This window comes from Streptomyces flaveolus, assembly GCF_000716535.1.
Taxonomy (GTDB): domain Bacteria; phylum Actinomycetota; class Actinomycetes; order Streptomycetales; family Streptomycetaceae; genus Streptomyces; species Streptomyces flaveolus_A.
Map to the genome: position 1 here is coordinate 159,950 of NZ_JNWV01000029.1, position 24,760 is coordinate 184,709.

General features: G+C 72.5%; 22 protein-coding genes and 1 pseudogene. 12 read left to right on the forward strand and 11 right to left on the reverse strand.

Annotation, left to right across the window (positions count from 1 at the left end):
• Nucleotides 1-376 precede the first annotated feature (376 nt).
• Nucleotides 377-1,141: a hypothetical protein gene (locus OO52_RS29960; RefSeq protein WP_030658311.1), complete on the forward strand. Its 765-nt coding sequence runs from the start codon at nt 377-379 to the stop codon at nt 1,139-1,141.
• Here the strand turns inward: OO52_RS29960 and OO52_RS52200 are convergent.
• The 3 genes from OO52_RS52200 to cobT form a co-directional block, all read right to left on the reverse strand.
• The gene (locus tag OO52_RS52200) at nt 1,081-1,824 is read right to left on the reverse strand and encodes a hypothetical protein (protein ID WP_030658312.1); all 744 of its coding nucleotides are present in this window, start codon (nt 1,822-1,824) and stop codon (nt 1,081-1,083) included. The two genes, OO52_RS29960 and OO52_RS52200, sit on opposite strands and share 61 nt — an antisense overlap.
• Before the next feature lie 70 nt (nt 1,825-1,894).
• Nucleotides 1,895-3,691, reverse strand: a complete 1,797-nt coding sequence (locus OO52_RS29970; protein WP_030658314.1) for a phosphatidylglycerol lysyltransferase domain-containing protein — start codon at nt 3,689-3,691, stop codon at nt 1,895-1,897.
• A 65-nt stretch (nt 3,692-3,756) separates the two neighbouring features.
• Nucleotides 3,757-4,875: a nicotinate-nucleotide--dimethylbenzimidazole phosphoribosyltransferase gene (cobT, locus tag OO52_RS29975; protein WP_030658317.1), complete on the reverse strand. Its 1,119-nt coding sequence runs from the start codon at nt 4,873-4,875 to the stop codon at nt 3,757-3,759.
• 134 nt (nt 4,876-5,009) lie between these two features.
• Between cobT and OO52_RS29980 the strand changes: the two genes are divergently transcribed.
• The gene (locus tag OO52_RS29980; protein WP_030658320.1) at nt 5,010-5,993 is read left to right on the forward strand and encodes a class I SAM-dependent methyltransferase; all 984 of its coding nucleotides are present in this window, start codon (nt 5,010-5,012) and stop codon (nt 5,991-5,993) included.
• 56 nt (nt 5,994-6,049) lie between these two features.
• Here the strand turns inward: OO52_RS29980 and OO52_RS29985 are convergent, their stop codons facing one another.
• A complete protein-coding gene (locus OO52_RS29985; RefSeq protein WP_030658322.1) occupies nt 6,050-7,252 on the reverse strand; it encodes a bifunctional adenosylcobinamide kinase/adenosylcobinamide-phosphate guanylyltransferase in 1,203 nt (400 codons plus the stop codon).
• 125 nt (nt 7,253-7,377) lie between these two features.
• Here OO52_RS29985 and OO52_RS29990 point away from each other — a divergent pair, with 125 nt between their 5' ends.
• Nucleotides 7,378-7,587: a hypothetical protein gene (locus OO52_RS29990; RefSeq protein ID WP_030658323.1), complete on the forward strand. Its 210-nt coding sequence runs from the start codon at nt 7,378-7,380 to the stop codon at nt 7,585-7,587.
• Between the two features lie 36 nt (nt 7,588-7,623).
• Here the strand turns inward: OO52_RS29990 and OO52_RS29995 are convergent, their stop codons facing one another.
• The 3 genes from OO52_RS29995 to OO52_RS30005 all read right to left on the reverse strand — a co-directional run bounded on the left by OO52_RS29995 (nt 7,624) and on the right by OO52_RS30005 (nt 10,174).
• A complete protein-coding gene (locus OO52_RS29995; protein WP_030658324.1) occupies nt 7,624-8,703 on the reverse strand; it encodes a S1C family serine protease in 1,080 nt (359 codons plus the stop codon).
• Between the two features lie 56 nt (nt 8,704-8,759).
• Nucleotides 8,760-9,461: a class I SAM-dependent methyltransferase gene (locus OO52_RS30000; RefSeq protein WP_030658326.1), complete on the reverse strand. Its 702-nt coding sequence runs from the start codon at nt 9,459-9,461 to the stop codon at nt 8,760-8,762.
• An 83-nt stretch (nt 9,462-9,544) separates the two neighbouring features.
• Nucleotides 9,545-10,174, reverse strand: a complete 630-nt coding sequence (locus tag OO52_RS30005; RefSeq protein WP_196945292.1) for a DUF3043 domain-containing protein — start codon at nt 10,172-10,174, stop codon at nt 9,545-9,547.
• Nucleotides 10,175-10,439: 265 nt separating this feature from the next.
• Here OO52_RS30005 and OO52_RS30010 point away from each other — a divergent pair, with 265 nt between their 5' ends.
• From OO52_RS30010 to OO52_RS30030, 5 genes are all read left to right on the forward strand, one after another.
• Nucleotides 10,440-11,219 (forward strand): PspA/IM30 family protein, encoded by a 780-nt coding sequence (locus OO52_RS30010; protein ID WP_078611732.1) that lies wholly within the window; start codon nt 10,440-10,442, stop codon nt 11,217-11,219.
• Nucleotides 11,220-11,252: 33 nt separating this feature from the next.
• Complete coding sequence (gene pspAA / locus OO52_RS30015; RefSeq protein ID WP_030658330.1) at nt 11,253-11,531, forward strand: PspA-associated protein PspAA; 279 nt, start codon at nt 11,253-11,255, stop codon at nt 11,529-11,531.
• A gap of 216 nt (nt 11,532-11,747) precedes the next feature.
• Nucleotides 11,748-12,989, forward strand: a complete 1,242-nt coding sequence (locus OO52_RS30020; protein WP_030658332.1) for a sensor histidine kinase — start codon at nt 11,748-11,750, stop codon at nt 12,987-12,989.
• Entirely contained in the window at nt 12,986-13,666 is a 681-nt protein-coding gene (locus tag OO52_RS30025; RefSeq protein WP_030658334.1) for a response regulator, read from the forward strand. The genes OO52_RS30020 and OO52_RS30025 overlap by 4 nt, the downstream gene beginning before the upstream one ends.
• Nucleotides 13,667-13,798: 132 nt before the next feature.
• Nucleotides 13,799-16,900, forward strand: a complete 3,102-nt coding sequence (locus OO52_RS30030) for an efflux RND transporter permease subunit (RefSeq protein WP_030658336.1) — start codon at nt 13,799-13,801, stop codon at nt 16,898-16,900.
• Between the two features lie 67 nt (nt 16,901-16,967).
• Here OO52_RS30030 and nadA read toward each other — a convergent pair whose 3' ends face one another.
• The gene (gene nadA, locus OO52_RS30035; protein ID WP_030658340.1) at nt 16,968-18,152 is read right to left on the reverse strand and encodes a quinolinate synthase NadA; all 1,185 of its coding nucleotides are present in this window, start codon (nt 18,150-18,152) and stop codon (nt 16,968-16,970) included.
• 262 nt (nt 18,153-18,414) lie between these two features.
• Between nadA and OO52_RS30040 the strand changes: the two genes are divergently transcribed.
• Nucleotides 18,415-18,771 (forward strand): iron-sulfur cluster assembly accessory protein, encoded by a 357-nt coding sequence (locus OO52_RS30040; RefSeq protein ID WP_028422454.1) that lies wholly within the window; start codon nt 18,415-18,417, stop codon nt 18,769-18,771.
• A gap of 85 nt (nt 18,772-18,856) precedes the next feature.
• Here the strand turns inward: OO52_RS30040 and OO52_RS30045 are convergent, their stop codons facing one another.
• Nucleotides 18,857-20,386: a hypothetical protein gene (locus OO52_RS30045; RefSeq protein WP_030658343.1), complete on the reverse strand. Its 1,530-nt coding sequence runs from the start codon at nt 20,384-20,386 to the stop codon at nt 18,857-18,859.
• Between the two features lie 100 nt (nt 20,387-20,486).
• Nucleotides 20,487-20,696, reverse strand: a complete 210-nt coding sequence (locus OO52_RS30050) for a hypothetical protein (protein ID WP_030658345.1) — start codon at nt 20,694-20,696, stop codon at nt 20,487-20,489.
• A gap of 183 nt (nt 20,697-20,879) precedes the next feature.
• On the opposite strand from OO52_RS30050, the gene OO52_RS30055 reads away from it, so the two are divergent.
• Entirely contained in the window at nt 20,880-21,854 is a 975-nt protein-coding gene (locus OO52_RS30055; RefSeq protein WP_030658347.1) for a carbohydrate kinase family protein, read from the forward strand.
• A 73-nt stretch (nt 21,855-21,927) separates the two neighbouring features.
• On the opposite strand, the gene OO52_RS30060 is transcribed toward OO52_RS30055, so the two are convergent.
• On the reverse strand, nt 21,928-23,304 hold the full coding sequence (locus OO52_RS30060; RefSeq protein WP_030658349.1) for a cysteine desulfurase/sulfurtransferase TusA family protein: 1,377 nt from the start codon (nt 23,302-23,304) through the stop codon (nt 21,928-21,930).
• Between the two features lie 281 nt (nt 23,305-23,585).
• Between OO52_RS30060 and ctaC the strand changes: the two genes are divergently transcribed.
• On the forward strand, nt 23,586-24,545 hold the full coding sequence (gene ctaC, locus OO52_RS30065) for an aa3-type cytochrome oxidase subunit II (RefSeq protein ID WP_030658350.1): 960 nt from the start codon (nt 23,586-23,588) through the stop codon (nt 24,543-24,545).
• Nucleotides 24,542-24,760 (forward strand): annotated as a pseudogene (locus OO52_RS30070) (cytochrome ubiquinol oxidase subunit I); the annotation flags it as partial. The gene ctaC and the pseudogene OO52_RS30070, both read left to right, overlap by 4 nt.

A 24,760-nucleotide genomic window follows, 5' to 3' on the forward strand; every position in this document is an offset into this window, starting at 1 on the left:
CTGGCCGTGGCCCTCCGGCGTTCTCTGGTCGTGGCCTTCCGGGCTCGGCCGGGGCCGTCGTCCTCAGCGTCGTCTGGCCGTCGCCCTCCGGTGCTCCCTGGCCGGTCGCCTCCCGGGCTCCGCCGGACCGTCTCCCTCCGCGCCCCCGACCGTCGCCTTCCGCGCCGGTCTGGCCGTCTCCGCCGGACCATCGCTTTCTGAGCCGTCCGGCCGTTGCCTCGCCGGGGCTCCGCCGGGCCGTCGTCCTGGAACTCCACCCGCCGGCCCGGCTCCCGGCTCCCCCCGGCCGCCAGCCGTCCGTGGTCGGCCCGGGCCGCCCGCCCACCAGCCTCCGCGTACGTCCCTTCCCCGTCACCCGGAGGGATAAAGTGCGCACATGGGGCACTGGTGGGTGCGGAACATCGTCGAGCCGGGCAAGCTTCCGCTGCTGCTGGCCCTCGCCGCCTTCGTGCTGACCTTCGTCGTCACCCGGCTGATCACCCGGCTGATCCGGGCCGGCAAGGGCCCGTTCGGCAACGTCAAGGCGGGCGGGCTGCACATCCACCACGTCGTCCCCGGGGTCGTCCTCACCGTCGTCGGCGGCTTCGGTGCGGTGGCCAGCGACCGGCACGGCGCCGGCGGGGTCGTCTCGGCCGTGCTGTTCGGCATGGGCGCGGGCCTGGTCCTGGACGAGTTCGCGCTGATCCTGCACCTGGACGACGTCTACTGGACCGAGGAGGGCCGCAAGAGCGTCGAGGTCGTCGTGCTCACCGCCGCCCTGGTCGGCCTGTTGCTCGCCGGCTTCGTCCCGTTCGGCGTCAACGACCTCTCCCAGGAGGAGCTGGCCGACCGTGGCACGGTCATCTCCAACGTCGTCGCGAACTTCCTCTTCTCCCTCGTCGCCCTGCACAAGGGCAAGGCCCGCACCGCCCTGTTCGGGGTGATCGTGCCGCTGGTCGCGCTCGTCGGCGCGGTCCGGCTCGCCCGCCCGGGCTCCCCGTGGGCCCGCCGCTTCTACGGCCGCCGTCCCCGCGCCCGCGCCAAGGCCGCCCTGCGCGCCTACCGGCACGACCGCCGCTGGGTGCGGCCGAGCCGCGCCGTTCAGGACTGGATCGGCGGCAAGCCCGATCCCCGCCCGGCGCGCCTGCCCGGCCACCGCTGACCGCGGGCGCGACCGGCGCGACGGGACAGGGTCGCGCCGCGGTGCCGCGCTGCCGCCAGCAGGCACAGCAGCCCCACGGCCGTCAGCGCGGCCAGATGCTCCTTGCCCGCCAGGTTCTCCTTGAGCAGTACCTCGACGACCATCGCCAGCGTCACCGCGCCCGCCGTCGCGTAGGCGCCGTACCGCCAGCTCACGAACACCGCGAGTCCCACGACGGCCGCCGAGGGGCCGGTGTCCACCACCTGCCCGTCGGTCCACGGCAGCCCGAACGGGGCGTGCGCGCCCAGGGTGATGCCGAGCCGCGCGTACAGGGTTCCGGCGAGCGTGGCGACGTAGGCGATGGTCAGCGTCCGCCACCAGCCCAGGCACAGCTCGGCGATCCCGAACACCACCAGGATCTGCGCCAGCGCCCCCCACACCGGCAGGTCCAGCGCGGGCACGAACAGCGACAGGGGGGTGCGCAGCAGGGCCGACCACAGCGGGTCGTCGGCCCGTACGGCACCCAGGTTCTGCACCAGCTCGTACCCCCACGACTGGTTCTGCACGTACTGCAGGAACGCCGTCAGGCCCACCGCCGCGACCGTCAACGGGACCGCCACCGGGCCCCGTCTCCGCAGGGGCTCGCGCACGGCGGCGTACAGCGGCCCCCACTCGGCGCGGGCCCAGCGGGCCGGCGTCCTCATCGGACGCCCCTCCTCGAACGTTCCCCCGCCGAGCGTCGTGGCCATCGAGCGTTCCCCCGTCGTACGTGTCTCATCGGTGCGTGCCCAAGTGCCTGCGATGCAGCCACTTGGGCAGCCCCGGTGCCTCCAGGAACCCCTCCGCGCGGGCCGAGGCGAGGCCGATGCGCGGTAGGTCCGCGCTCTTCTCGAAGAGCAGGAACCGCGGCTCCCAGATGGGCCGGTACTTGGCGTTGGCGCGGTACAGCGACTCGATCTGCCACCAGCGCGAGAAGAAGCTGAGCAGCGACCGCCACAGCCTCAGCACCGGTCCGGCACCGAGGCGCGCGCCACGTTCGAAGACCGATCTGAACATCGCGAAGTTGAGTGAGACCTGCGTGATCCCGATCTCGTCGGCCCGCCGCAGCAGCTCGATGACCATGAACTCCATCAGCCCGTTGTCGGAGTCCCGGTCCCGCCGCATCAGGTCCAGGGACAGCCCGTGCGGCCCCCACGGCACGAAGGACAGCAGCGCCCGCAGCCGCCCGTCGGCGTCCGTGCACTCCAGCATCACGCAGCGGCCGTCCTCGCGGTCCCCGAGCCGCCCGAGCGCCATGCTGAAGCCGCGCTCGGTGGCGCCGTCGCGCCAGTCGTCGGCACGCTCCACGAGGTGCGCCATCTCGCGGGCCGGGATGTCCTCGTGCCGGCGGATGCGCACCCGGTACCCGGCCCGCTTCACCCGGTTGTACGCCTGCCGGACGGTGCGCATCGCCCGGCCCTCCAGCGTGAACTCGGCGACCTCCACGACCGCCTCGTCCCCGAGTTCCAGCGCGTCGAGACCGTGCCGGGCGTAGACGGTCCCGGCCTCCTCGCTCGCCCCCATGACCGCCGGGATCCACCCGTGCGCCCGCGCCTGGGCGAGCCAGGGCACGATCGCGCCCGGCCAGGCCTCGGGGTCCCCGACCGGGTCCCCGGACGCGAGACTCACCCCGCCGACGACCCGGTAGGCGACGGCGGCCTTCCCGGTCGGCGACCACACCACGCTCTTCTCCCGGCGCAGCGCGAAGTAGCCCAGCGAGTCGCGGTCTCCGTGCCGCTCCAGCAGTTCGCGCAGCCGCTTCTCGTCGTCCTCGCCGAGCGGGTCGACGGCCCGCCGGGAGCGGAAGGCGGCGTAGAACACGACGAGGACCAGGGCCGTGCTGAGCACGTTGATCGCCACGTTGGCCCAGTTGGGCGGGTCGATCCCGGGGAAGTGGGACTCCTCGGCCGCCACCGACACCAGGCGCAGGGTGCCGTAGTGCCAGCGCTCCGGGAACGTGGACCGTGCCGCGTCCGGAGCCTGGTTCGTGACCGTCACCAGCAGCCCGGCCAGCAGGCTCGTCACCAGCCCGCCGCCGACGGCCACCGTGGCCGCGAGCCGGGGGTTGGAGCGGTCGCCCTTGGCGTAGAACTCACGGCGGCCGACGAGCAGCGCGCCGACGAAGGCGGCCGTCAGCGCGAGGGAGACCCAGTTCTGCGGGTACCGCCGGATCTCCGGGAACGCCATGGCGAACGCGAACAGGGCCAGGAAGAGCCCGCTCATCACCAGGTTGAGGATCCATGCGGCCCGCTTCCGGCGCCGCATGGTGACGGCGAGGAAGGCGGTGAACACACCGGAGGCGAAGCCGGCCGTCAGCAGGTACGGCGTGAAGAAGTCGTCCTGGTTGTGCCGGCGGACGTCCTGGCCGAGCGAGACCCACACCGCGCTGAGGAAGTTGACGAAGGCGACGGTCCGCAGGTACCAGACGGCGAACGCGGCGGCCCGCCGGGAAGTCCCGGTGGACCGCCGCGCCCGCCCACCCGTCCGCGCCGCCTCGGCTCGCTGCTCCACGGCAATTCGGACATCTCCCATGGTGCAGGATCATATGGGCGCGGCTCCGGCGAACCGCACTTTTCAGCCCGTTGGTGGCATCGGGCTCAGATTTCCTGCTCTCCGGCCGGCTCCTGCGCCGGTTCCTCCTCCGGCTCCTGCTCCGGCTCCTTCTCGGCCGCCGGCTTCTCGGGAAGCTCCGCGGCCAGCGCGGCGGCGCTCTGCACGAGCGGCAGCGCCAGCAGCGCGCCGACGCCCTCGCCGACCCGCACCCCCTGCTCCAGCAGCGGCTCCAGGGCCATCCGGTCCAGCGCCTTCGCCTGCCCCGGCTCCCCGCTGTCGTGCCCGGCCAGCCACCAGTCCGGTGCCCGGAACGCGACCCGCTGCGCGACCAGCGCACACGCGGCGGCCACGACCCCGTCGAGGATCACCGGCAGCTTCCGCACCGCGCACTGCAACAGGAACCCGGTCATCGCCGCCAGGTCCGCCCCGCCCACGGTCGCCAGAAGCTGCAACTGGTCCCCGAGCACCGGCCGGGCCCGGCGCAGCGCGTCCCGGATCGCCGCGCACTTGCGCATCCAGGCCAGGTCGTCGATCGCGACCCCGCCCCGCCCGGTCACCACGGACGCGTCGGTGCCGCACAGCGCCGCGATCAGCACCGCCGCCGGCGTGGTCCCGCCCACGCTGACATCGCCGAGCACCACCAGATCGGTCCCCGAGTCGGCCTCCTCGTCGGCGACCGCGACCCCCGCCCGCAGCGCGGCCTCGGCCTCCTCCGCGGTGAGCGCGTCCTCGACGTCGATACGGCCGCTGCCCCGCCGCACCCGGTGCCGCGCCACGTCCTTGGGGAAGACGTCCGGCTCGCAGTCCAGGGCCATGTCCACGACCCGTACGGGCACCTCCAGCCGGCGCGCGAGCACGGCCACCGGGCTCGCGCCCTCCAGCACCGCCCGCACCAACTGCTCCGCACCGCCCGCGGGCCGCGCCGAGACGCCCAGCTCCGCGATGCCGTGGTCGCCGGCGAACAGCACCACCCGGGGCCGTTCGACCGGCCGTACCGGCACGGTGCCGCGCGCGGCGGCCAGCCATTCGCCCAGCTCGTCCAGGCGGCCCAGCGCTCCCGGCGGCACGATCTGACGCTCCCGCCGGGCCTCGGCGTCACGGCGTACGCCCCCGTCCGGGCGCTCGATCAGATCGGTGAAGTCGTCCAGATTAAGGCTGCTCATTCGCCGAACAGTACCGCCAGAGAACGAACGCGCCCGCGCCACATCGCCACCACACCCCTACGACGTCTTTGCACCTCAGAGCGTGATCCCATACGTTCCGGTTTGCCGCGGAATGTCGCACAGGGAGCACGCCCATGCCGACCTCGCCCCTCACCCCGCAGATCACCACCCCCCACGACCCCTTCCAGGAGCCCCGCCGCGAGGACTGCCCCTGGTGCGGCTCCCCGCGCCTGCGCACCCGGCTGCGCGCGCCCGACCCGCTGCGGCACCGGTCGGGCAGGTTCGTCCTCGACGCCTGCCGGGACTGCGGCCACGCCTTCCAGAACCCCCGGCTCAGCGCGGAGGGGCTCGCCTTCTTCCACCGCGACTTCTACGAGAGACACCTGGAGGAGTTCGCCGCGCAGTTCCGCTCCGCCCGGGCCGTGCGCCACCGGCACCGCGCCACCGCCTGGCGGCTGTCCGCCCTGCGGGAACCGGAGAGCTGGCTGGACGTCGGCACCGGCCGCGGCGGATTTCCCGAGGCGGCGAAGGAGTTCTTCCCCTACACCAGCTTCGACGGGCTGGACCCCACGGCCCGGGTGGAGCAGGCGCTGCTGGAGGGGCGCGTGGAGGAGGCGCACCGCGGTTACCTCACTACCCCCGGCATGGCCGCCCGGCTGCGCGCCCGCTACGACGTCGTCACCATGTTCCACCATCTGCAGCACGCGCCCGACCCACGCGCCGAACTGCGCGCCGCGCTGACCGTGCTGCGGCGCGGGGGCCACCTCGTCGTCGAAGTCCCGGACCCGCGCTGCCTGTTCGCCACACTGCTGGGCAGGTGGTGGCTGCCGTACGGCCAGCCGCGCCATCTGCACCTGGTGCCGCCGGCCAACCTCCGGGCGGAACTGCGGTCCCTGGGCTGCACGATCCTGGTCACGGACCGCACGACCCCGCATGTGCCGTACGACCTCTCGGCGGCCGTCGCCCTCGCCGTGGCCCAGGCCCACCCCGTCGTCCAGCTGGCGGCGATCCCCGTGCAGACCCTGGCCTCGGCCCTGGACCACGGGTGCGCTCCGCTGTTGCGCCGCACCCGCTTCTCCAACGCGTACCGGGTGGTGGCGCGGAAGGACGGGGGGTGACCGCGGACCGTCGCCGACGGCGGGCCCCCGGGGCCTGGTCGCACCCGCGCGGCCCGTCAGCCTCTGAGCACCAGCGCCTGGCCCGCCACCACCAGCAGGACCTGCTCGCACTCGTTCGCGAACGCCGCGTTCAGGCGCCCGAGTTCGTCGCGGTAGCGCCGGCCGGAAGCCGTCGCGGGGACGATCCCGGAGCCGACCTCGTTGGACACCGCCACCACGGTCCGCCGAGTTCCCCGCACCGCCGCCGTCAGCTCCCGCACCCGCTCCCGCAACGCCTTCTCACCGCCGCCCGCCCACTCCGCGTCGTCCCACGCCCCCACGGAATCCATCACGTCCGTCAGCCACAGCGACAGACAGTCGATCAGCACCGGCGGCCCGTCCTGCGCGAGCACCGGCACCAGGTCCGTCGTCTCCGCCGTACGCCACGACCCCGGCCGCCGGTCCCGGTGCACGGCCACCCGGGCCGCCCACTCGGTGTCCCCGCCCCGCGTGCCGCCCGTCGCCACGTACAGCACCTCCGGGAACGCCTCCAGCCGCCGCTCCGCCTCCACCGACTTGCCCGAACGCGCCCCGCCCAGCACCAGCGTCCGCCGCGGCACGTCCGGCACCTCCTCGTACGCCCCCACCACCAGCGTCGTGCCGTCCGGGACGGCCCGTGCCCCCGCCGCCGCGAGCCGGCGCCGCAACTCCACGCCGGGCGGCACGTCGTGGTCCAGGTGAACGGCGAGCACATCCGTGGTGGGGCCGACCGAGCCGACCGCGCGGAGCCGGGCGAGCGCGTCGGGACGGCCCACGACGTCCGCGAGGAGCATGTCGTACGACTCCGCCGTCGCCCCCTCCAGGCCCGCCGGCGCCCCGCCCGGCGGCAGATACAGCAGCCGCTGCCCGTCCGGCCCGGTCACCGCGTACCCGGTGCCGCCCGCGTCCATCGCCACGGCCCGCACCCGATGCCCCGTCAGCAGCGCCAACTCCCGCCCGTCCGGCACCCGCCCGGGCTGCGGCAGCCCGGCCGGGACCTCCACCGCCGGCCCGTCGTGCGGATGCGACAGCAGCACCTGCCGTACCCCGCCCAGCGACTGCCCGGCACGGGCCGCCGCGAACGCCGCGCCCGGCGTCAGGTCCAGCAGCAGCGTCCCGTCCACGAGCGCCGCGGTCGCGGCCCGCGCGTCCGGCCCGAGCGCGGTCGCGCACGCGGCACAGGAACAGTCGGGGCGAGGCAGTCCCGCCGGGGCACCGGTACCGAGCAGAGTCACTTCCACGGACTGATTTTCGCCTGCCCCCGGAGGTCTCGCGCGACCGGCCACCCGGATGATCCACGGCCTCTGACGGTGACCCGGCGTAGCGCATACGCTGCGGGGGCAGGTGTCGGATCAAAGGAGGCCAGATGACGGCATGGACGTGGCGGTTCGAGAAGGCCGACGGGACGGAGGTCCAGCCCGCGGTGCAGCCCGAGGAGTTCACCACGCAGGGGGATGCCGAGTCCTGGATCGGGGAGCACTGGAAGGCGCTGCTGGAGGGCGGGGCCGACCAGGTGCGGCTGTTCGAGGAGACCGCCGAGATCTACGGGCCGATGAGCCTGCACGCCGACGCGTGACCCGGGCGTGAACGGAGTGAGGAGGGGTCACCCTCCTCACTGCTCGCCCAGCGTCACCTCGACCGTCTTCTCGGTGCCGTCCCGCTGGTAGGTCACCGTGGTGCGCTGTCCCGGCTTGTCGTCCGCCAGCGCCTCGGCGAGTGAGGTGATGGTGGTGACGGACCGGTCACCCAGCCCGGTGATGATGTCGCCGGGGCGCAGACCCGCCCGGTCGGCCGCGCCGCCGGCGCGGACGCTGACCACCGCGGCCCCGCTCGGCTGGTAGCGGTCGTTCACGACCGTCCGCGCGGTGATGTCGAGGGCCGCCCGCCCGGACTCGACCACCTTCCCCTCCCGGACGATCTGGTCGGCGACCGTCCGCACCATCGACGCCGGGATCGCGAACCCGATGCCGGGCGCCGCGCTGTTCCCGAAGTTCGGGTCGGCCGCCGCGAGCGTCGGGATGCCGATCACCTGCCCGTCCAGGCCGACCAGGGCGCCGCCGCTGTTGCCCGGGTTGATCGCGGCCGAGGTCTGCACCATGTTGGCGATGGTCGCGCCCGTACCGCCGCCCGTGTCACCCTCGCTGACGGTCCGTCCGGTCGCCGAGACGATGCCCTGGGTCACGCTGGACGACAGCCCGAGCGGCGACCCCATGGCCAGCACGATCTGGCCGACCTGCACCTTCTCGGTGTTCCCGAACACCGCCGGCTTCAGCCCGTCCGGCACCTTGTCCAGCCGGACCACGGCGAGATCCTGCTCGGGGTAGGAGTAGACCAGGGTCGCGGTGAGTGGTTCCTCGTTGTTGGCCGTGGTCACCTGGAAGGTCTTCTCCGACCCGACCACGTGCGCGTTGGTGACGATGTGCCCCTTGTCGTCGTACACCACCCCGGAGCCCAGGTCCCGGCTCGCCTGGATCTGCACGACCGACGGCAGGACCTCCCGGATGACCTTCTGGTACTGGCTCTGCAGGTCGTTCGCGGCCATCGGCAGGGCCGCCCTGGTGGCCGCCGCGGTGTCCCGCCCGGCCTGGGCGGCGGGGGCGGTGCAGCCGGCGGCGAGGGCCGCGCAGCACACCAGCGCGGCGGCCAGGACGGCTCTTCGGAGGGCACGCGCGCGGGTACGGGAAGCGTCCATGTCCCGAGTCTCACCGCACGCGGATCACCCGTCCCGCGCTGTTCCCCCGAACGTGCTCAGCCCCGTACCCCGCACAGGTGCAACAGCGCCGCCACCCCGCGGTAGGGGTCCGTGCGCCCGGCCCGCTCCTCGACCGCGAGCAGTGTCTCCAGGTCGTCCGGGACCGCCGCGTCGTCCGCCGCCGTGTCCGTGAAGACCCGCACCCCGTACCAGGCGTGCAGCGGGGCGGCGATGCCGTCGAGCGTGGCGGTGAGGGCCGCGAGCCGGTCGGCGCGTACGTCCAGGCCGAGGCGGTTGCGGTAGGCGGTGGTGTCGAAGGCGGCCAGGGCGGACGACCAGTCCCCGGACAGGCCCGGACGCATGGCGAGCGCGTCGCCGTTGCGCACCAGCAGGGAGAGGAGGCCGCCGGGCGCCAGCACCCGGGCCAGGCCCGCCACCAGCGGGTCCGGCTCCTCCACGTACATCAGCACGCCGTGGCACAGCACCACGTCGAAGCTGCCCGGCAGGAAGTGCACACCGGTGTCCCGCCCGTCGCCCTGCACCAGGCGCACCCGCTCCCGGATGCCCTCCGGCTCCCGGGCCACGGCGTCCCGCGCGGCGGCGATCATCGTCGCGTCCTGCTCGACCCCGGTCACGTGGTGGCCGAGCCGGGCCAGCCGCACCGCCTGCGTACCCTGGCCCATCCCCACGTCGAGCACCCGCAGCCGCTGCCCGACCGGGAACCGCCCGGCTATCTGCTCGTCGAGCTGCCGGGCCACCAGCTCCTGGCGTACGACGTCCCGCAGGCCGCCCAGCTTGTCCAGCCAGGCATCGGCCGCGCCCCCGGTGAAAGCGTCTGCGCTCAGGGCCGCTCTCCGCGCTTGACCTGCGGCTTCGGCAGCCGAAGCCGGCGCATCTGCAGGGACCGCATCAGGGCGTAGGCGACCGCGCCGCGCGTGTTCTCGTTCGGGAAGCGCTCCTGGAGCCGCTTCTTCAGCCGGAAACCGCTGACCGCCGCGTCCAGCACGATCAGCACGATCACGATCAGCCACAGCAGCAGCGCGACGCTCTGGATCGCGGGCACCCGCACCACGCTCAGCACCAGGATGACCACGGCGAGCGGCAGGAAGAACTCCGCCACGTTGAACCGCGAGTCCACCCAGTTCCTGGCGAACTTGCGGACCGGGCCCTTGTCCCGGGCCGGCAGATACCGCTCGTCCCCGCTGGCCAGCGCCTGGCGCTGCCGCTCCAGGGCCTGGCGCCGCTCCTCGCGCTGGCGCTTCGCGGCCTCCTTGCGGTTCGTCGGCGTACGGGCGACGCTGCGGCGCTGGGACTGGGCCTCACTGCGCTTGGGCGTGGGCCTGCCCTTCGGGGCCTGAGGGTCACGGGTCTGCTTGGAGAGGGTCACCGGCGCCTTGTCGGCGGTCGGGGCCTTCTCTTCCTTGGCGCGGCTACGGAACACAAAACCCAAGGGTAAGGGCTGCGGCGGCATGGACCCCAGTCCGGTGGGGAACGATCCGGCAACACCGGACGTCTTCAGGGGGACAGAGGGGACACACAGAGGGCTTCCGGCGCATCAGGGTGGATCACCTACTCCCTACGCCGGAGCGGGACGGTCCGCAGTCGTCCTCGGGGATGAGCGCATCACCCCGCGAACAGTGCGGTAATGGAAGCAGGGCCCGTACTGTGGGTCCTGTCGCAGGATCTGTGAGCTGGAGTCCGTCAGAAGGGGGCGCGCGAAGCCCATGAGCGGTGTCATGAAGCGTATGGGGATGATCTTCCGCGCGAAGGCGAACAAGGCCCTTGACCGGGCCGAGGACCCGCGCGAGACCCTCGATTACTCGTACCAGAAGCAGCTGGAGCTGCTCCAGAAGGTCCGCCGTGGCGTCGCCGACGTGGCCACGTCCCGCAAGCGCCTGGAACTCCAGCTCAACCAGTTGCAGCAGCAGTCCTCCAAGCTGGAGGACCAGGGCCGCAAGGCGCTCGCGCTCGGCCGTGAGGACCTGGCCCGCGAGGCGCTGTCCCGCCGCGCCGCCCTCCAGCAGCAGGTCACGGACCTCGAAACCCAGCACGCGACCCTCCAGGGCGAGGAGGAGAAGCTCACCCTGGCGGCCCAGCGCCTCCAGGCCAAGGTGGACGCCTTCCGTACGAAGAAGGAGACCATCAAGGCCACCTACACCGCCGCCCAGGCCCAGACCCGCATCGGCGAGGCCTTCTCCGGCATCTCCGAGGAGATGGGCGACGTCGGCCTCGCCATCCAGCGTGCCGAGGACAAGACCGCCCAGCTCCAGGCGCGGGCCGGCGCCATCGACGAGCTGCTCGCCTCGGGCGCCCTGGACGACCAGTCCGGCATGCACAAGGACGACATCCAGGCCGAGCTGGACCGGCTCTCCGGTGGTACGGATGTAGAGCTGGAACTGCAGCGCATGAAGGCCGAGCTGGCCGGGGGCTCCCCGCAGCAGGCCATCGAGGGCGGCACCGGTCAGGGGCAGTCCCAGCAGCAGCCGCAGGACACCCCGCGCTTCGACAAGCAGTAGCCCGGCGCCGGGGCCCGAGCCGAGGAGGCCGACGTGATCGTACGGATCATGGGGGAGGGCCAGGTGACGCTGGACGACTCCCACGTCGTCGAGCTGAACAAGCTGGACGACGAGCTGCTCGCGGAGGTGGAGAGCGGTGACGAGGAGGGCTTCCGCCGCACGCTCGGCGCCCTCCTCGACTCCGTCCGCCGGCTCGGCACCCCGCTGCCCGACGACGCTCTGGAACCCTCCGAACTGATCCTCCCGGCACCGGACGCGACGCTGGAGGAGGTCCGCGAGATGCTCAGCGACGACGGGCTGATCCCGGGCTGAGCGTCGACGGTCCCCTGGGGGCGGGGTGCCTGGTGGCCCGGGGTGTCATCCGGCCGTGCGGCCGCGGGGCGTGTGTGGCTGGTCGCGCAGTTCCCCGCGCCCCTCCGGGCGCTTCCCCGTCACCCCCTCCGACCGACCTCCGTAGTCACCCCGCCCGGCCGGCCCCACACCGGGCGCCCTGCCGTCGGCCGGTGCCGGGCCCGTACTGTTCACACCGTGAGCACTCTCGAACGCGCCCGGTGCGGCCTGAAGGCGCATCCCCTGGCGGCGGACGCGGCGCTCGCCGTCGGCGTGCTGGGCTGCATGGTCGCCGGTTCCTTCGCCGAGCCCCAGGGCCATCACGGCCTGACCTGGGGCGTCCGCACCCCCGCCGTCCTCAGCCTCCTCCTCATGCTGGCCGGCGCCGCGGCGCTCGTCTTCCGGCGCCGGGCGCCCAAGACGGTCCTCGCCGTCACCGGCACCGTCTCCCTCGTCGAGTGCGTCACCGGCGACCCCCGCGCGCCGGTCGCGATGTCCGCCGTCATCGCCCTGTTCACCGTCGCCGCGACCACCGACCGCTCCACCACCTGGCGCCTCGGCCTGCTCACCATGACCGTGCTGACGGCCGCGGCCATGCTCGGCGGCCCGCTGCCCTGGTACGCCCAGGAGAACCTCGGCGTCCTCGCCTGGACGGGCATCGGCGCCACCGCCGGCGACGCCGTACGCAGCCGCCGCGCGGTCGTCCAGGCCATCCGGGACCGCGCCGAGCGCGCCGAACGCACCCGGGAGGAGGAGGCCCGCCGCCGGGTCGCCGAGGAGCGGCTGCGGATCGCCCGCGATCTGCACGACGTCGTCGCCCACCACATCGCCCTGGTGAACGTGCAGGCCGGTGTCGCCGCGCACGTCATGGACAGGCGGCCCGACCAGGCCAAGGAGGCCCTCGCGCACGTCCGCGAGGCCAGCCGCAGCGCGCTCGACGAACTCCGCGCCACCGTCGGCCTGCTCCGCCAGACCGGCGATCCGGAGGCCCCCACCGAACCCGCACCGGGCCTGAGCCGCCTGGAGGAGCTCGCCGACACCTTCCGCAGCGCGGGCCTGCCGGTGTCCGTGGCCCGCGCCGACCAGGGCACGGAACTGCCCGCCGCCGTCGACCTGGCCGCCTACCGGATCGTCCAGGAGGCCCTGACCAATGTGCAGAAGCACGCGGGCCCCGAGGCCGAGGCCGAGGTGAGCGTCGTACGCGTCGGGACGAACGTGGAGGTCACCGTCCTGGACGACGGCCCGGGCAAGCCCGGCGCCCCCGTGCCCGCCCCCGGCCGCGCGCCCGAGGCCGGCGGCGGGCACGGGCTGCTCGGCATGCGCGAGCGGGTCACCGCCCTGGGCGGCACCCTGACCACCGGGCCCCGCTACGGCGGCGGCTTCCGCGTCCATGCGATCCTGCCCGTCAAGACGAAGACGGCCCAGGGGGAGCCCGTATGACCATCCGTGTCCTGCTCGCCGACGACCAGGCACTGCTGCGCAGCGCGTTCCGGGTGCTGGTCGACTCCGAGCCCGACATGGAGGTGATCGGGGAGGCCTCCGACGGTGCGGAAGCGGTCCGGCTGGCGAAGGAGCACGGCCCCGACGTCGTCCTCATGGACATCCGGATGCCCGGCACCGACGGCCTCGCCGCCACCCGGCAGATCGGCGCCGACCCGTCCCTCGCCCAGGTCCGCGTGGTCATCCTGACCACCTTCGAGGTCGACGACTACGTCGTCCAGGCGCTGCGCGCCGGTGCCTCCGGCTTCCTCGGCAAGGGCAGCGAGCCGGACGAACTGCTGAACGCCATCCGGGTCGCGGCCGGCGGTGAGGCACTGCTGTCCCCCGCCGCCACCAAGGGCCTGATCGCCCGCTTCCTCGCCCGGGGCGACGACGGCGACGGCCCCGACCCCGCCCGCTCCGAGCGGCTCGGCACCCTCACCGGCCGCGAGCGGGAAGTCCTCGTCCAGGTCGCCGGCGGCCACTCCAACGACGAGATCGCCGAACGGCTGGCGGTCAGCCCGCTGACGGTGAAGACGCACGTCAACCGGGCCATGGCCAAGCTCGGCGCGCGGGACCGGGCACAGCTCGTCGTGATCGCGTACGAGTCGGGACTGGTACGTCCGAGGATGGACTGATCTCCACCCACGTCTACTGCGCGGGGAGTAGGGGCCCGTGGAGGAACGGGACCTGGGGCCTACGGAACGGCCCTCCGGGATGGCTCAGGGTGGTGGAGACTTCTGCCGCTCACCGAAGAGAGACCCTGACCCATGTCCTGGCTGTCCAGATTCAGCCTCGCGCAACGGGCCCTCGTCGGGCTCGTGTCCCTCATCGCCCTCGCCTTCGGGCTGATCGCGATACCCCAGATCAAGCAGCAGCTGCTGCCCACCATCGAACTGCCCATGGTGTCGGTGATCGCGCCGTACCAGGGCGCCTCGCCCGACGTGGTCGAGAAGCAGGTCGTCGAGCCCATCGAGAACAACCTGCAAGGCGTCGACGGCGTCACCGGTGTCACCTCCACCGCCAGCGAGGGCAACGCCGTGATCATGGCGTCCTTCGACTACGGCAACGACACCGACCGGATCGTCTCCGACGTCCAGCAGGCCGTGAACCGGGCCCGCAACCAGCTCCCGGACGACGTCGACCCGCAGGTCGTCTCCGGCTCCACGGACGACATGCCGACCGTGGTCCTCGCCGTCACCTCCGACAAGGACCAGCAGGCGCTCGCCGACCAGCTCGACACGACGGTCGTACCGGCCCTGAAGGGCATCGACGGCGTCGGCCGCGTCCAGGTCACCGGAGTCCGCGACCTCCAGGTCACCGTCACCCCGGACGACGCCGAGCTCGCGCGGGCCGGCCTCACCCCGGCGGCGCTCGGCCAGGCCCTCCAGGCGGGCGGCGCGACCGTACCGGCCGGCTCCTTCGACGAGGACGGCGCCAGCCGCACCGTCCAGGTCGGCGGCGGTTTCACCTCGCTCGAGCAGATCAAGGACCTGATGGTCACCGGCGAGGGCGCGAAGCGGCCGGTGCGCCTCGGTGCCGTGGCCACGGTGAAGGAGCAGCCGGCCCCGGCCGACTCCCTCACCCGCACCGACGGCCGGCCAAGCCTGGCCGTCAACGTCACGATGGACCACGACGGCAGCGCCGTCTCCATCTCGAACGCGGTCGAGGACAAGCTGCCCGGCCTGCGCGAGGACCTCGGCGCGGGCGCGAAGCTCACGGTCGTCAGCGACCAGGGTCCGGCCGTGTCCAAGTCCATCAAGGGCCTGACCACGGAGGGCGCGCTCGGCCTGCTCTTCGCGGTCCTGGTGATCCTGGTCTTCCTCGCGTCGATCCGCTCGACGCTGGTGACGGCGGTCTCCATCCCGCTGTCGGTGGTGCTGGCCCTGATCGTGCTGTGGACGCGCGGCCTGTCCCTGAACATGCTCACGCTCGGAGCGCTGACCATCGCCATCGGCCGGGTCGTCGACGACTCGATCGTGGTCCTGGAGAACATCAAGCGGCACCTCGGCTACGGCGAGGAACGCAAGGAGGCGATCCTCACGGCGGTGCGCGAGGTGGCCGGCGCGGTCACCTCCTCCACCCTCACCACGGTCGCCGTGTTCCTGCCGATCGGCCTGGTCGGCGGCATGGTGGGCGCCCTGTTCGGCTCGTTCAGCCTCACGGTGACGGCGGCCCTGCTGGCCTCCCTGCTGGTGTCGCTGACGGTCGTGCCGGTCCTGTCGTACTGGTTCCTGCGCGCCCCGAAGGGCACCCCGGCGGACGCGGCGGAGGCCCGCCGCAAGGCCGAGGAGAAGGAGGCCGACAGCCGTCTCCAGCGGGCGTACGTCCCCGTCCTGCGGTTCGCGACGCGCCGCCGGCTCTCCAGCGTGCTCATCGCGATCGTCGTCCTGGTCGTCACGTTCGGCATGTCCGGCCTGCTGAAGACGAACTTCTTCGACCAGGGCGACCAGGAGGTCCTCACCGTCAAGCAGGAGCTGAAGCCCGGCACCAGCCTGGCCGCCACCGACGCGCAGGCCAAGCGGGTGGAGAAGCTGCTCGCCTCCACCGAGGGCGTGAAGGACTACCAGGTCACCGTCGGCTCGTCCGGCTTCATGGCGGCCTTCGGCGGCGGCACCGACACCAACCAGGCGTCGTACCAGGTGATGCTGAAGGACTCCGCGTCCTACGACGACGTGCAGAAGCGTCTCGAGACCGGCTTGAAGGAGCTCAAGGGCATCGGTACGACCACCGTGTCGGCCGGTGACGGCTTCGGCGGCCAGGACCTCAGCGTGGTCGTCAAGGCGTCCGACCCCGAGGTGCTGCGGACGGCGGCGGAGCAGGTCCGCTCCACGGTCGCCGGCCTCGACCACGTCACGGACGTCACCAGCGACCTCGCGCAGAGCGTGCCGCGGATCTCGGTCAAGGCGAACGCGAAGGCGGCGGCGGCCGGGTTCGACGACCAGAAGCTCGGCGCCGCGGTGGCGCAGGCCGTGCGCGGTACGACGGCGGCCAAGGCGATCCTCGACGACACCGAGCGGGACGTCGTCGTGAGGTCGGCCGAGCCCGCGACCACGCTGGCCCAGCTCAAGGCGCTGCGCCTCGGCCCGGTGAAGCTCGGTGACATCGCCACGGTGAAGCTGGTGGACGGTCCGGTGTCCATGACCCGTATCGACGGGCAGCGCGCCGCCACGATCAAGGCCAAGCCGACGGGTGACAACACGGGTGCGATCGGCACCAAGCTGCAGTCGAAGATCAAGGACCTGAAGCTGCCGGCCGGCGCCACGGCGGAGATCGGCGGTGTGGCCTCCGACCAGGACGACGCGTTCAAGAACCTGGGCCTGGCCATGCTGGCGGCCATCGCGATCGTCTTCATGCTCCTGGTCGCGACGTTCCGCTCGCTCGCCCAGCCGCTGATCCTGCTGGTCTCCATCCCGTTCGCGGCGACGGGCGCGATCGGTCTGCTGGTCGCCACCGGCACCCCGCTGGGCGTGCCCGCGATGATCGGCATGCTGATGCTGATCGGCATCGTGGTGACCAACGCGATCGTGCTGATCGACCTGATCAACCAGTACCGGGCGCAGGGTCACGGCGTGGTGGAAGCGGTGATCGAGGGCGGCCGGCACCGGCTGCGCCCGATCCTCATGACGGCGCTGGCGACGATCTTCGCGCTGCTCCCGATGGCCCTGGGCGTCACCGGCGAGGGCGGCTTCATCGCCCAGCCGCTCGCCGTGGTCGTCATCGGCGGCCTGATCACCTCCACCCTGCTGACGCTCCTGCTGGTCCCGACGCTCTACGCGATGCTGGAGCTCCGCAAGGAGCGGCGGGCGAAGAAGCGGGCGGCCAAGCGGGAGGAGAAGGCGGAGAAGGTTCCGGAGCCGGCCGGAGTCTGACGCACGGCGAAGGGCCGGGTCCCGCACGGGACCCGGCCCTTTCGTGTCCGCTGGGCAGGCGCGAGCGCTACGGGAGCGCCAGCATCCGCTCCAGGGCCAGCTTGGCGAACGCCTCCGTCTCCTTGTCGACCTCGATGCGGTTGACCAGGTTGCCGTCGGCCAGGGACTCCAGCGCCCAGACCAGGTGGGGGAGGTCGATGCGGTTCATCGTCGAGCAGAAGCAGACCGTCTTGTCGAGGAAGACGATCTCCTTGCCCTCGGGAGCGAAACGGTTCGCCAGGCGGCGGACCAGGTTCAGCTCGGTGCCGATGGCCCACTTGGAGCCGGCCGGGGCGGCCTCCAGCGCCTTGATGATGTACTCGGTCGAACCGACGTAGTCCGCCGCCGCCACGACCTCGTGCTTGCACTCCGGGTGGACCAGCACGTTCACGTCGGGGATGCGCGCGCGCACGTCGTTGACCGAGTCCAGGCTGAAGCGGCCGTGGACCGAGCAGTGGCCCCGCCACAGGATCATCTTCGCGTCCCGCAGCTCCTGAGCGGTCAGCCCGCCGTTCGGCTTGTGCGGGTTGTAGACCACGCAGTCGTCCAGGGACATCCCCATGTCACGGACGGCGGTGTTGCGGCCCAGGTGCTGGTCCGGCAGGAAGAGGACCTTCTCACCCTGCTCGAAGGCCCAGTCGAGGGCGCGCTTGGCGTTGGAGGAGGTGCAGATCGTGCCACCGTGCTTGCCGGTGAACGCCTTGATGTCGGCGGAGGAGTTCATGTACGACACCGGGACCACCTGCTCGGCGATGCCCGCCTCGGTCAGCACGTCCCAGCACTCCGCGACCTGCTCGGCCGTCGCCATGTCGGCCATGGAGCAGCCGGCGGCGAGGTCGGGCAGGACGACCTTCTGGTCGTCGGTGGTCAGGATGTCCGCCGACTCGGCCATGAAGTGCACACCGCAGAAGACGATGTACTCGGCCTCCGGGCGCGCGGCCGCGTCCCGGGCCAGCTTGAAGGAGTCGCCCGTGACGTCCGCGAACTGGATGACCTCGTCACGCTGGTAGTGGTGGCCGAGGACGAAGACCTTGTCGCCGAGCCGGGCCTTGGCGGCGCGGGCACGCTCGACCAGGTCGGGGTCGGAGGGCGACGGCAGGTCTCCGGGACACTCGACGCCCCGCTCGCTCTTCGGGTCGGCCTCGCGGCCGAGCAGCAGCAGGGCGAGCGGAGTCGGCTGCACGTCGAGCTCCGGGGTCTGGGCGGTGGTCACGACACGCACCCTTTCTACTTTTCGTCTAACTGACGCTATCTATCATAACCGGTTCACGTCACTTTGACGATGGCCATAGCGTCCATGTGACGTGAATCCCGCTCCAGCCCCCCACGGGCCGCTGTCGGCGCCCAGGGGCATGTGCGAGCATGAAGTCGGAAGCAAAACGCGACAACGCGAATGCCCGGCCCGGAATGAATCCGCGGAATCGCCGGTTGCACTCGTCGGCAAGCAGTCTCCGTACAACCCGGGAGAGATGTAGATGTCCGTATCGGACGAGACCACCACCGTCACCGACGGCATCATCCTGACCGACGCCGCCGCGGCCAAGGTCAAGGCCCTGCTCGACCAGGAAGGCCGCGACGACCTGGCGCTGCGCGTCGCCGTCCAGCCCGGCGGCTGCTCCGGCCTGCGCTACCAGCTCTTCTTCGACGAGCGCTCGCTCGACGGTGACGTGGAGAAGGACTTCGGCGGGGTCAAGGTCGTCACGGACCGCATGAGCGCTCCGTACCTCGGCGGTGCCACCATCGACTTCGTGGACACGATCGAGAAGCAGGGCTTCACGATCGACAACCCGAACGCGACCGGCTCCTGCGCCTGCGGCGACTCCTTCAGCTGAGCCGACGGCCGGCAGATCCGTACGGTCTGACGGTCGAGAAAGGCGGCGGTCCCCTTCCGGGGGCCGCCGCCTTCACTTTGCCCGGTCAGCGCGCCTGCGCCGACGCGTCCGGCCGCAGCGAGCCCGGCTTCGCCTTCGGGATCGCCTTGCCGTCCGTGCCGACCACCGCCCGCCCGTCCAGCGGCGCGTCCAGCGTCACGGTCTTCACGTACTCCTTGGCGATCAGGATGCACACCCGGCCCGGCCAGGGCCGCTCGGTGACCGTCACCGTCACCCGGCCGGCGCTCTCCCGCGCCGACGTCTTGTAGTCGGCGCAGACCCCGCCGTAGAAGCTCAGGTTCAGCGTCCGCCCGTCCGCCGTGTAGGCGTTCACCTTCACGCTCCGGCTCTCCCCGGGCGCCTGGGACGGCTGGGAGGGCCGCGGCGCCGGGGACGCGGACGCCGAGGCCAGGTAGGCCGGGTCGACCGCGGGATACGTCACGGTGAACGCGCCGCCCGCCGTCGACCCCCGCACCTGGAACAGCCAGGACGGCACCAGCGTCTGCCGCCCGCCGACGGAGTGCGCGGCCAGCCCGAACACCGCCTTCTCGACCGTCACCGTCTCCCGGGCCGCCTTCGGTGCCCCCGTGGACGCTCCGCACGGCTGCTCCAGCCGGTCCTTCAGCGGCTCCGGGCTCGCGCACCCGCCGATCCCCATCCGGTGGTCGCCCTTCGCCGCCCCGTTCATCAGCTCCAGCGTCTTCGCGGCGCCCACCACGGGATACGTGTCACCCTTCACCGGCGCCGCCAGCAGCCCGTGACCGCCGACCAGTTCGCCGCCGCGGTCGACGGTCAGGCCGGTCGTCCAGCCGTACGTGGGCAGCCCGCCGACCACCGGGTCGGCGTTGACCACCCGCCGGGCGCCCATGACCTGGCTCGCGTCGAGCTTCGCGTCGTCCAGCCCGGCCGCCTTCAGCACCGGTGCCGCCGCCTTCTCGGCGTCGGCCACGCTCACCGGGTCGCCGGCCGGAGCGCCCGGGTCCTGCGCGCAGACGGTCACCTTCCGGCAGTTGTCGGTGCCGGGCGCGTACCGGTCGAAGCTCCAGCCGCCCGGCGCGTCCCGGTTCACCGTCAGCTTCGGGCCGGAGCCGTCCTGGCCGCCGACCCGCCAGATGCGCCCCTCGGCCACCGGCGCGCCGTCGACCCCGAGCGCCTTCGCCAGCCGGACCACCTGATCCCGGCCGACCTCGGCCCCCGGCTCGTACACCGGCGCGGAGCCGGGCCCGTCGGGCAGTTCCCCCCGCGCCACGTACCGGGCGCCGTACGGATCCGGCTCGCCGGGCGCGATGCCGCCGGTGCCGCTGTTCGCCCAGCCGTCCAGGGCGAGCGGCGGGGGAGTGCCGGGCCCGCCGGGTGCGGCGGCATCGCCCGCACGGCCGTCCGTGCCGTGGCCCGCGGCGAGGTACGCGCCACCGCCGCCGATCAGCAGGACGGCCGCGGTGGCGACCGTGACGATGACGGCGGTGGGTCGTCGACCACTGCTCCGCCCCGGTTCCGCCGTCGTCGACCGCGGGTCCGTGGGGGACTGCTCGCGCTCCTCGGGGGCGCCGGAGTTCTCAGACCGCTCGGTGTTCACCGCATCGCTCCTCGCTGGATCGTGTCCCGCGTCCCCTGCGCGGGGGACGGCGATGGGACGCGGTAGGGGAGCGCGCGGTTCCCGGGCTCGCGCCCCGCGGTCAGTCGCCGTAGTCGGACATCGCGTCCAGCAGCCGGGCGGACCGCGCGGGCACGCGCACCCCGTGGATCAGGGACGGCGGCACCGGCCGGGACTCGGCGTGCTCCGGGACCGCCCAGTGCGGCGCCATCCGGGCGCAGTCGCCGCGCAGCGCGGCGAGGTCGCCGTCGGAATCGGCCGGGGCGGAAGAGGTGACCTTGAGGTTCGTCATGCCCGCACCGTAGGCACGGCCCGGGCTGCGGCAAAAGAGCTACTATCGGGTAGTTTTGCCAGCTTCAGTGGCAGCTTCCGACCGGGTAGCGTGAACTGTCAATCCGCCCTCCCGCCTCCCACCACCGCCCTTCCAACGAGCGCTCACGCGCGCACCTTCTTATTTCCGCAGGAGAATCCCGTCGTGCGCATCGCAGTCACCGGCTCCATCGCCACCGACCATCTCATGACCTTCCCCGGCCGCTTCGCCGACCAGTTCGTCGCGGACCAGCTGCACACGGTTTCGCTCTCCTTCCTGGTCGACAACCTCGACGTACGCCGGGGCGGCGTCGGCGCCAACATCGCCTTCGGCATGGGCCAGCTCGGCACCGAGCCCATCCTGGTCGGCGCCGCCGGCTTCGACTTCGACGAGTACCGGGCCTGGCTCGACCGGCACGGCGTCGACACCGAATCGGTCCGCATCTCCGAGACCCTGCACACCGCCCGCTTCGTGTGCACCACCGACTCCGACCACAACCAGATCGGCTCCTTCTACACCGGCGCGATGAGCGAGGCCCGGCTGATCGAGCTGAAGACGGTCGCCGACCGCGTGGGCGGCCTCGACCTGGTCCTCATCGGTGCCGACGACCCCGAGGCGATGCTCCGCCACACCGAGGAGTGCCGCTCCCGGAACATCCCGTTCGCCGCCGACTTCTCCCAGCAGATCGCCCGGATGGGGGGCGAGGAGATCCGGATACTGCTGGACGGCGCGACCTACCTCTTCTCCAACGAGTACGAGAAGGGGCTCATCGAGTCCAAGACCGGCTGGAGCGACGCGGAGATCCTGGCCAAGGTCGGCCACCGGGTCACCACGCTCGGCTCCCGGGGCGTACGCATCGAGCGGAGCGGCGAGGACCCGATCGAGGTCGGCTGCCCGGAGGAGGAGCGCAAGGCCGACCCCACGGGCGTCGGCGACGCCTTCCGCGCGGGATTCCTGTCGGGGCTGGCCTGGGGCGTCTCCCTGGAGCGCGCCGCCCAGGTGGGCTGCATGCTGGCCACACTGGTCATCGAGACCGTGGGAACGCAGGAGTACCAGTTGCGGCGCGGCCACTTCATGGAGCGGTTCGTGAAGGCGTACGGCGACGAGGCCGGTCAGGAAGTGCGGGCCCACCTGAGCTGAGGCCGGCCGACTGCTCGTCCGCCGCGGGCGGTGCGTCGTCGGGTGCACGCGCCCGTCCGGGGCCGCGCCCCCCTCAGCTCGTCCGGCGCACCAGATACGCCGTTCCCCTCTCCGCCGGCTCCTCCCCGACGTACTCCTGCCCTCGCATCTCGCACCACGCCGGGATGTCCAGGCGGGCCGCCTCGTCGTCGGAGAGGACCCGGACGGTCCCGCCCACCGGCACCCGGCCGAACACCTTCGCCAGTTCGATGACCGGAATCGGGCAGCGCTTGCCGAGGGAGTCGACGACCAGCTCCTCCGGGCTCCCCTGGGTGACCGGCGCGGGGGCGCCCAGCTTCTCGCGCACTCCGGCCACCACCCCGGGCAGCACCTCCAGGAACCGCTCCACGTCCGCCTCCGCCGTGCCGGCCGGCAGGGACACCCGTACGTTCCCCTCGCTCAGCACCCCCATCGCCTTCAGCACATGGCTGGGAGTCAGCGTGCTGCTCGTGCAGGAGGAACCGGAGGAGACCGAGAAGCCGGCCCGGTCCAGCTCGTGCAGCAAGGCCTCGCCGTCGACGTAGAGGCAGGAGAACGTGACGATCCCGGGCAGCCGGCGCACGGCGTCGCCGACCACCTCCACGTCCGGCACCAGCTCCGGCACCCGCGCCCGGATCCGCTCCGTCAGCCCCCGCAGCCGTACCGCCTCCTGGGCCGCCTCGGCCCGCACCGCGCGCAGCGAGGCCACGGCCGCCACGATCGCCGGGATGTTCTCGAACCCGGGCGCCCGCCCCGACTCCCGTTCGTCCACCGGCCCTTGGGCGGCGAACCGCGCGCCCTTGCGCACGACGAGCAGCCCGACCCCCGACGGCCCGCCCCACTTGTGCGCGCTGGCCGCGAGCAGCGACCAGTCGCCCTCGACCGGTCCCCAGCCCAGCGACTGCGCCGCGTCGACCAGCAGGGGCACCCCGGCCGCCCGGCACACCTCGGCCACCTCGGCCACCGGCTGCACGGTCCCCACCTCGTGGTTGGCCGACTGCAGGCACGCCAGGGCGGTGTCCGCGCGGAGCGCGGCCTCGTATCCGGAGGGGTCGACGGCTCCCGCCCGGTCGACGGCCACCCGGGTGACGGCCCCACCCTCCGCCTCGAACACCTCCGCCGAATGGAGTACGGAGGAGTGTTCGACGGACGACACGATCAGGTGGCGTCCCACCCGCCGGCGTCCGGCCAACGCCCCCGCGACCCCCGTGTGCAGGGCCCGGGTGCCGGACGACGTGAACACCACCTCGTCCGCACGGCAGCCGACGGCCTCGGCAACCGCCTCCCGCGAGGCGTCCAGCAACATCCGCGCCTTGCGTCCCTCCCGGTAGAGCCGGGCGGGATCGGCCCATCCTTCATCCAAAGAGGCCAACAGCGCCTGATGGGCGACGGGATGGAGAGGAACGGCGGAGGCAGCGTCAAAGTAGGCCATACGGCAACGCTAGACCGCCCGTCAGGGCAGTGCCCCGAAGGGGCGCGAGGCGGTGACATCAGCGGCTCCGCCGCGGGGCGCGACCAGCCACGATGACCCCGCAGCCGCCAATCAAGCGAACCACCCGAGTTAGTAGGCACCCCTCCCCGCGAACCCTCGGAGAGGGTGGGCTAGGGTTTGGTCCGCATAAACATCCAAACCCCTGCCCGACGCAGGGCGGCGACCGACCAGCGAGAAGGCCGCAGCCGACCGCGCGGGCGAGACTCTCGGGAAGGCGCTACGTGAGTCCCAACGGCTCCGACCGCTCGCCGCGGCGCCCGATGCGGCGGAAGCTGCTGCAGGCACTGACCGCGGGCCTGGTCCTGGCGACCGCAACCGGTTGCACATACAAGGACTTCCCCCGCCTTGGCATGCCCACCCCGACCACGGAAGAGGCTCCGCGGATCCTCTCCCTGTGGCAGGGCTCCTGGGCTGCCGCGCTCGCCGTCGGCGTGCTGGTGTGGGGTCTGATCCTGTGGAGCGCGATGTTCCACCGGCGCAGCCGTACCAAGGTCGAGGTTCCCCCTCAGACCCGGTACAACATGCCGATCGAGGCCCTGTACACGGTGGTCCCGATCATCATCATCTCGGTGCTCTTCTACTTCACGGCCCGGGACGAGTCGAAGCTCCTGGACACCTCGAAGAAGCCCGACGTCACGGTCAACGTGGTCGGCTTCCAGTGGAGCTGGGGCTTCAACTACATCGAGAACGTCCCTGGTTCCTCCGGCGACGCCAGGACCGACAAGAACCTGGACGCCATCCCGGACCGGCTCAAGGACCAGTTCCCGGCCAACGCCGGCGGTGTCTACGACGTCGGCACGCCCGGCACGCGGAACCCGCAGACGAACAACCCCGGCCCGACGCTCTGGCTGCCCAAGGGCAAGACGGTCCGCTTCGTCCTGACCTCGCGTGATGTCATCCACTCCTTCTGGGTGGTGCCGTTCCTGATGAAGCAGGACGTCATCCCCGGTCACACCAACGCCTTCCAGGTGACCCCCAACAAGGAGGGCACCTTCCTCGGCAAGTGCGCCGAACTCTGCGGCGTCGACCACTCCCGGATGCTGTTCAACGTGAAGGTCGTCTCCCCGGAGCGCTACGCGCAGCACCTCAAGGAGCTCGCGAAGAAGGGGCAGACCGGTTACATCCCGGCCGGCATCGCGCAGACGAGCCACGAGAAGAACCAGAGGACGAACAACCTGTGAGCATCCTCAACGAACCCCAGGGTGCCGCGGCAGCTGAAGGCTCGCACGCCGACGAGCTGCCGGTCCGGCGCAAGCAGCCCGGCAATGTCGTGGTGAAGTGGCTGACGACCACCGATCACAAGACGATCGGCACGCTGTATCTGGCGACGTCGTTCGCGTTCTTCCTGATCGGTGGCGTGATGGCGCTCATCATGCGCGCCGAGCTGGCCCGGCCG

What these genes read in the sequence shown, in the direction of transcription:
- OO52_RS30010 (WP_078611732.1), top strand. Translation starts at nt 10,440, where the DNA reads ATGAAGCGTATGGGGATGATCTTCCGCGCGAAGGCGAACAAGGCCCTT.
- OO52_RS29995 (WP_030658324.1), bottom strand. Translation starts at nt 8,703, where the DNA reads ATGGACGCTTCCCGTACCCGCGCGCGTGCCCTCCGAAGAGCCGTCCTG.
- OO52_RS30060 (WP_030658349.1), bottom strand. Translation starts at nt 23,304, where the DNA reads ATGGCCTACTTTGACGCTGCCTCCGCCGTTCCTCTCCATCCCGTCGCC.
- OO52_RS52200 (WP_030658312.1), bottom strand. Translation starts at nt 1,824, where the DNA reads ATGAGGACGCCGGCCCGCTGGGCCCGCGCCGAGTGGGGGCCGCTGTAC.
- OO52_RS30030 (WP_030658336.1), top strand. Translation starts at nt 13,799, where the DNA reads ATGTCCTGGCTGTCCAGATTCAGCCTCGCGCAACGGGCCCTCGTCGGG.
- OO52_RS30005 (WP_196945292.1), bottom strand. Translation starts at nt 10,174, where the DNA reads ATGCCGCCGCAGCCCTTACCCTTGGGTTTTGTGTTCCGTAGCCGCGCC.
- OO52_RS29980 (WP_030658320.1), top strand. Translation starts at nt 5,010, where the DNA reads ATGCCGACCTCGCCCCTCACCCCGCAGATCACCACCCCCCACGACCCC.
- OO52_RS30025 (WP_030658334.1), top strand. Translation starts at nt 12,986, where the DNA reads ATGACCATCCGTGTCCTGCTCGCCGACGACCAGGCACTGCTGCGCAGC.
- OO52_RS30040 (WP_028422454.1), top strand. Translation starts at nt 18,415, where the DNA reads ATGTCCGTATCGGACGAGACCACCACCGTCACCGACGGCATCATCCTG.
- OO52_RS29960 (WP_030658311.1), top strand. Translation starts at nt 377, where the DNA reads ATGGGGCACTGGTGGGTGCGGAACATCGTCGAGCCGGGCAAGCTTCCG.
- OO52_RS29990 (WP_030658323.1), top strand. Translation starts at nt 7,378, where the DNA reads ATGACGGCATGGACGTGGCGGTTCGAGAAGGCCGACGGGACGGAGGTC.
- OO52_RS30050 (WP_030658345.1), bottom strand. Translation starts at nt 20,696, where the DNA reads ATGACGAACCTCAAGGTCACCTCTTCCGCCCCGGCCGATTCCGACGGC.
- OO52_RS29970 (WP_030658314.1), bottom strand. Translation starts at nt 3,691, where the DNA reads ATGGGAGATGTCCGAATTGCCGTGGAGCAGCGAGCCGAGGCGGCGCGG.
- cobT (WP_030658317.1), bottom strand. Translation starts at nt 4,875, where the DNA reads ATGAGCAGCCTTAATCTGGACGACTTCACCGATCTGATCGAGCGCCCG.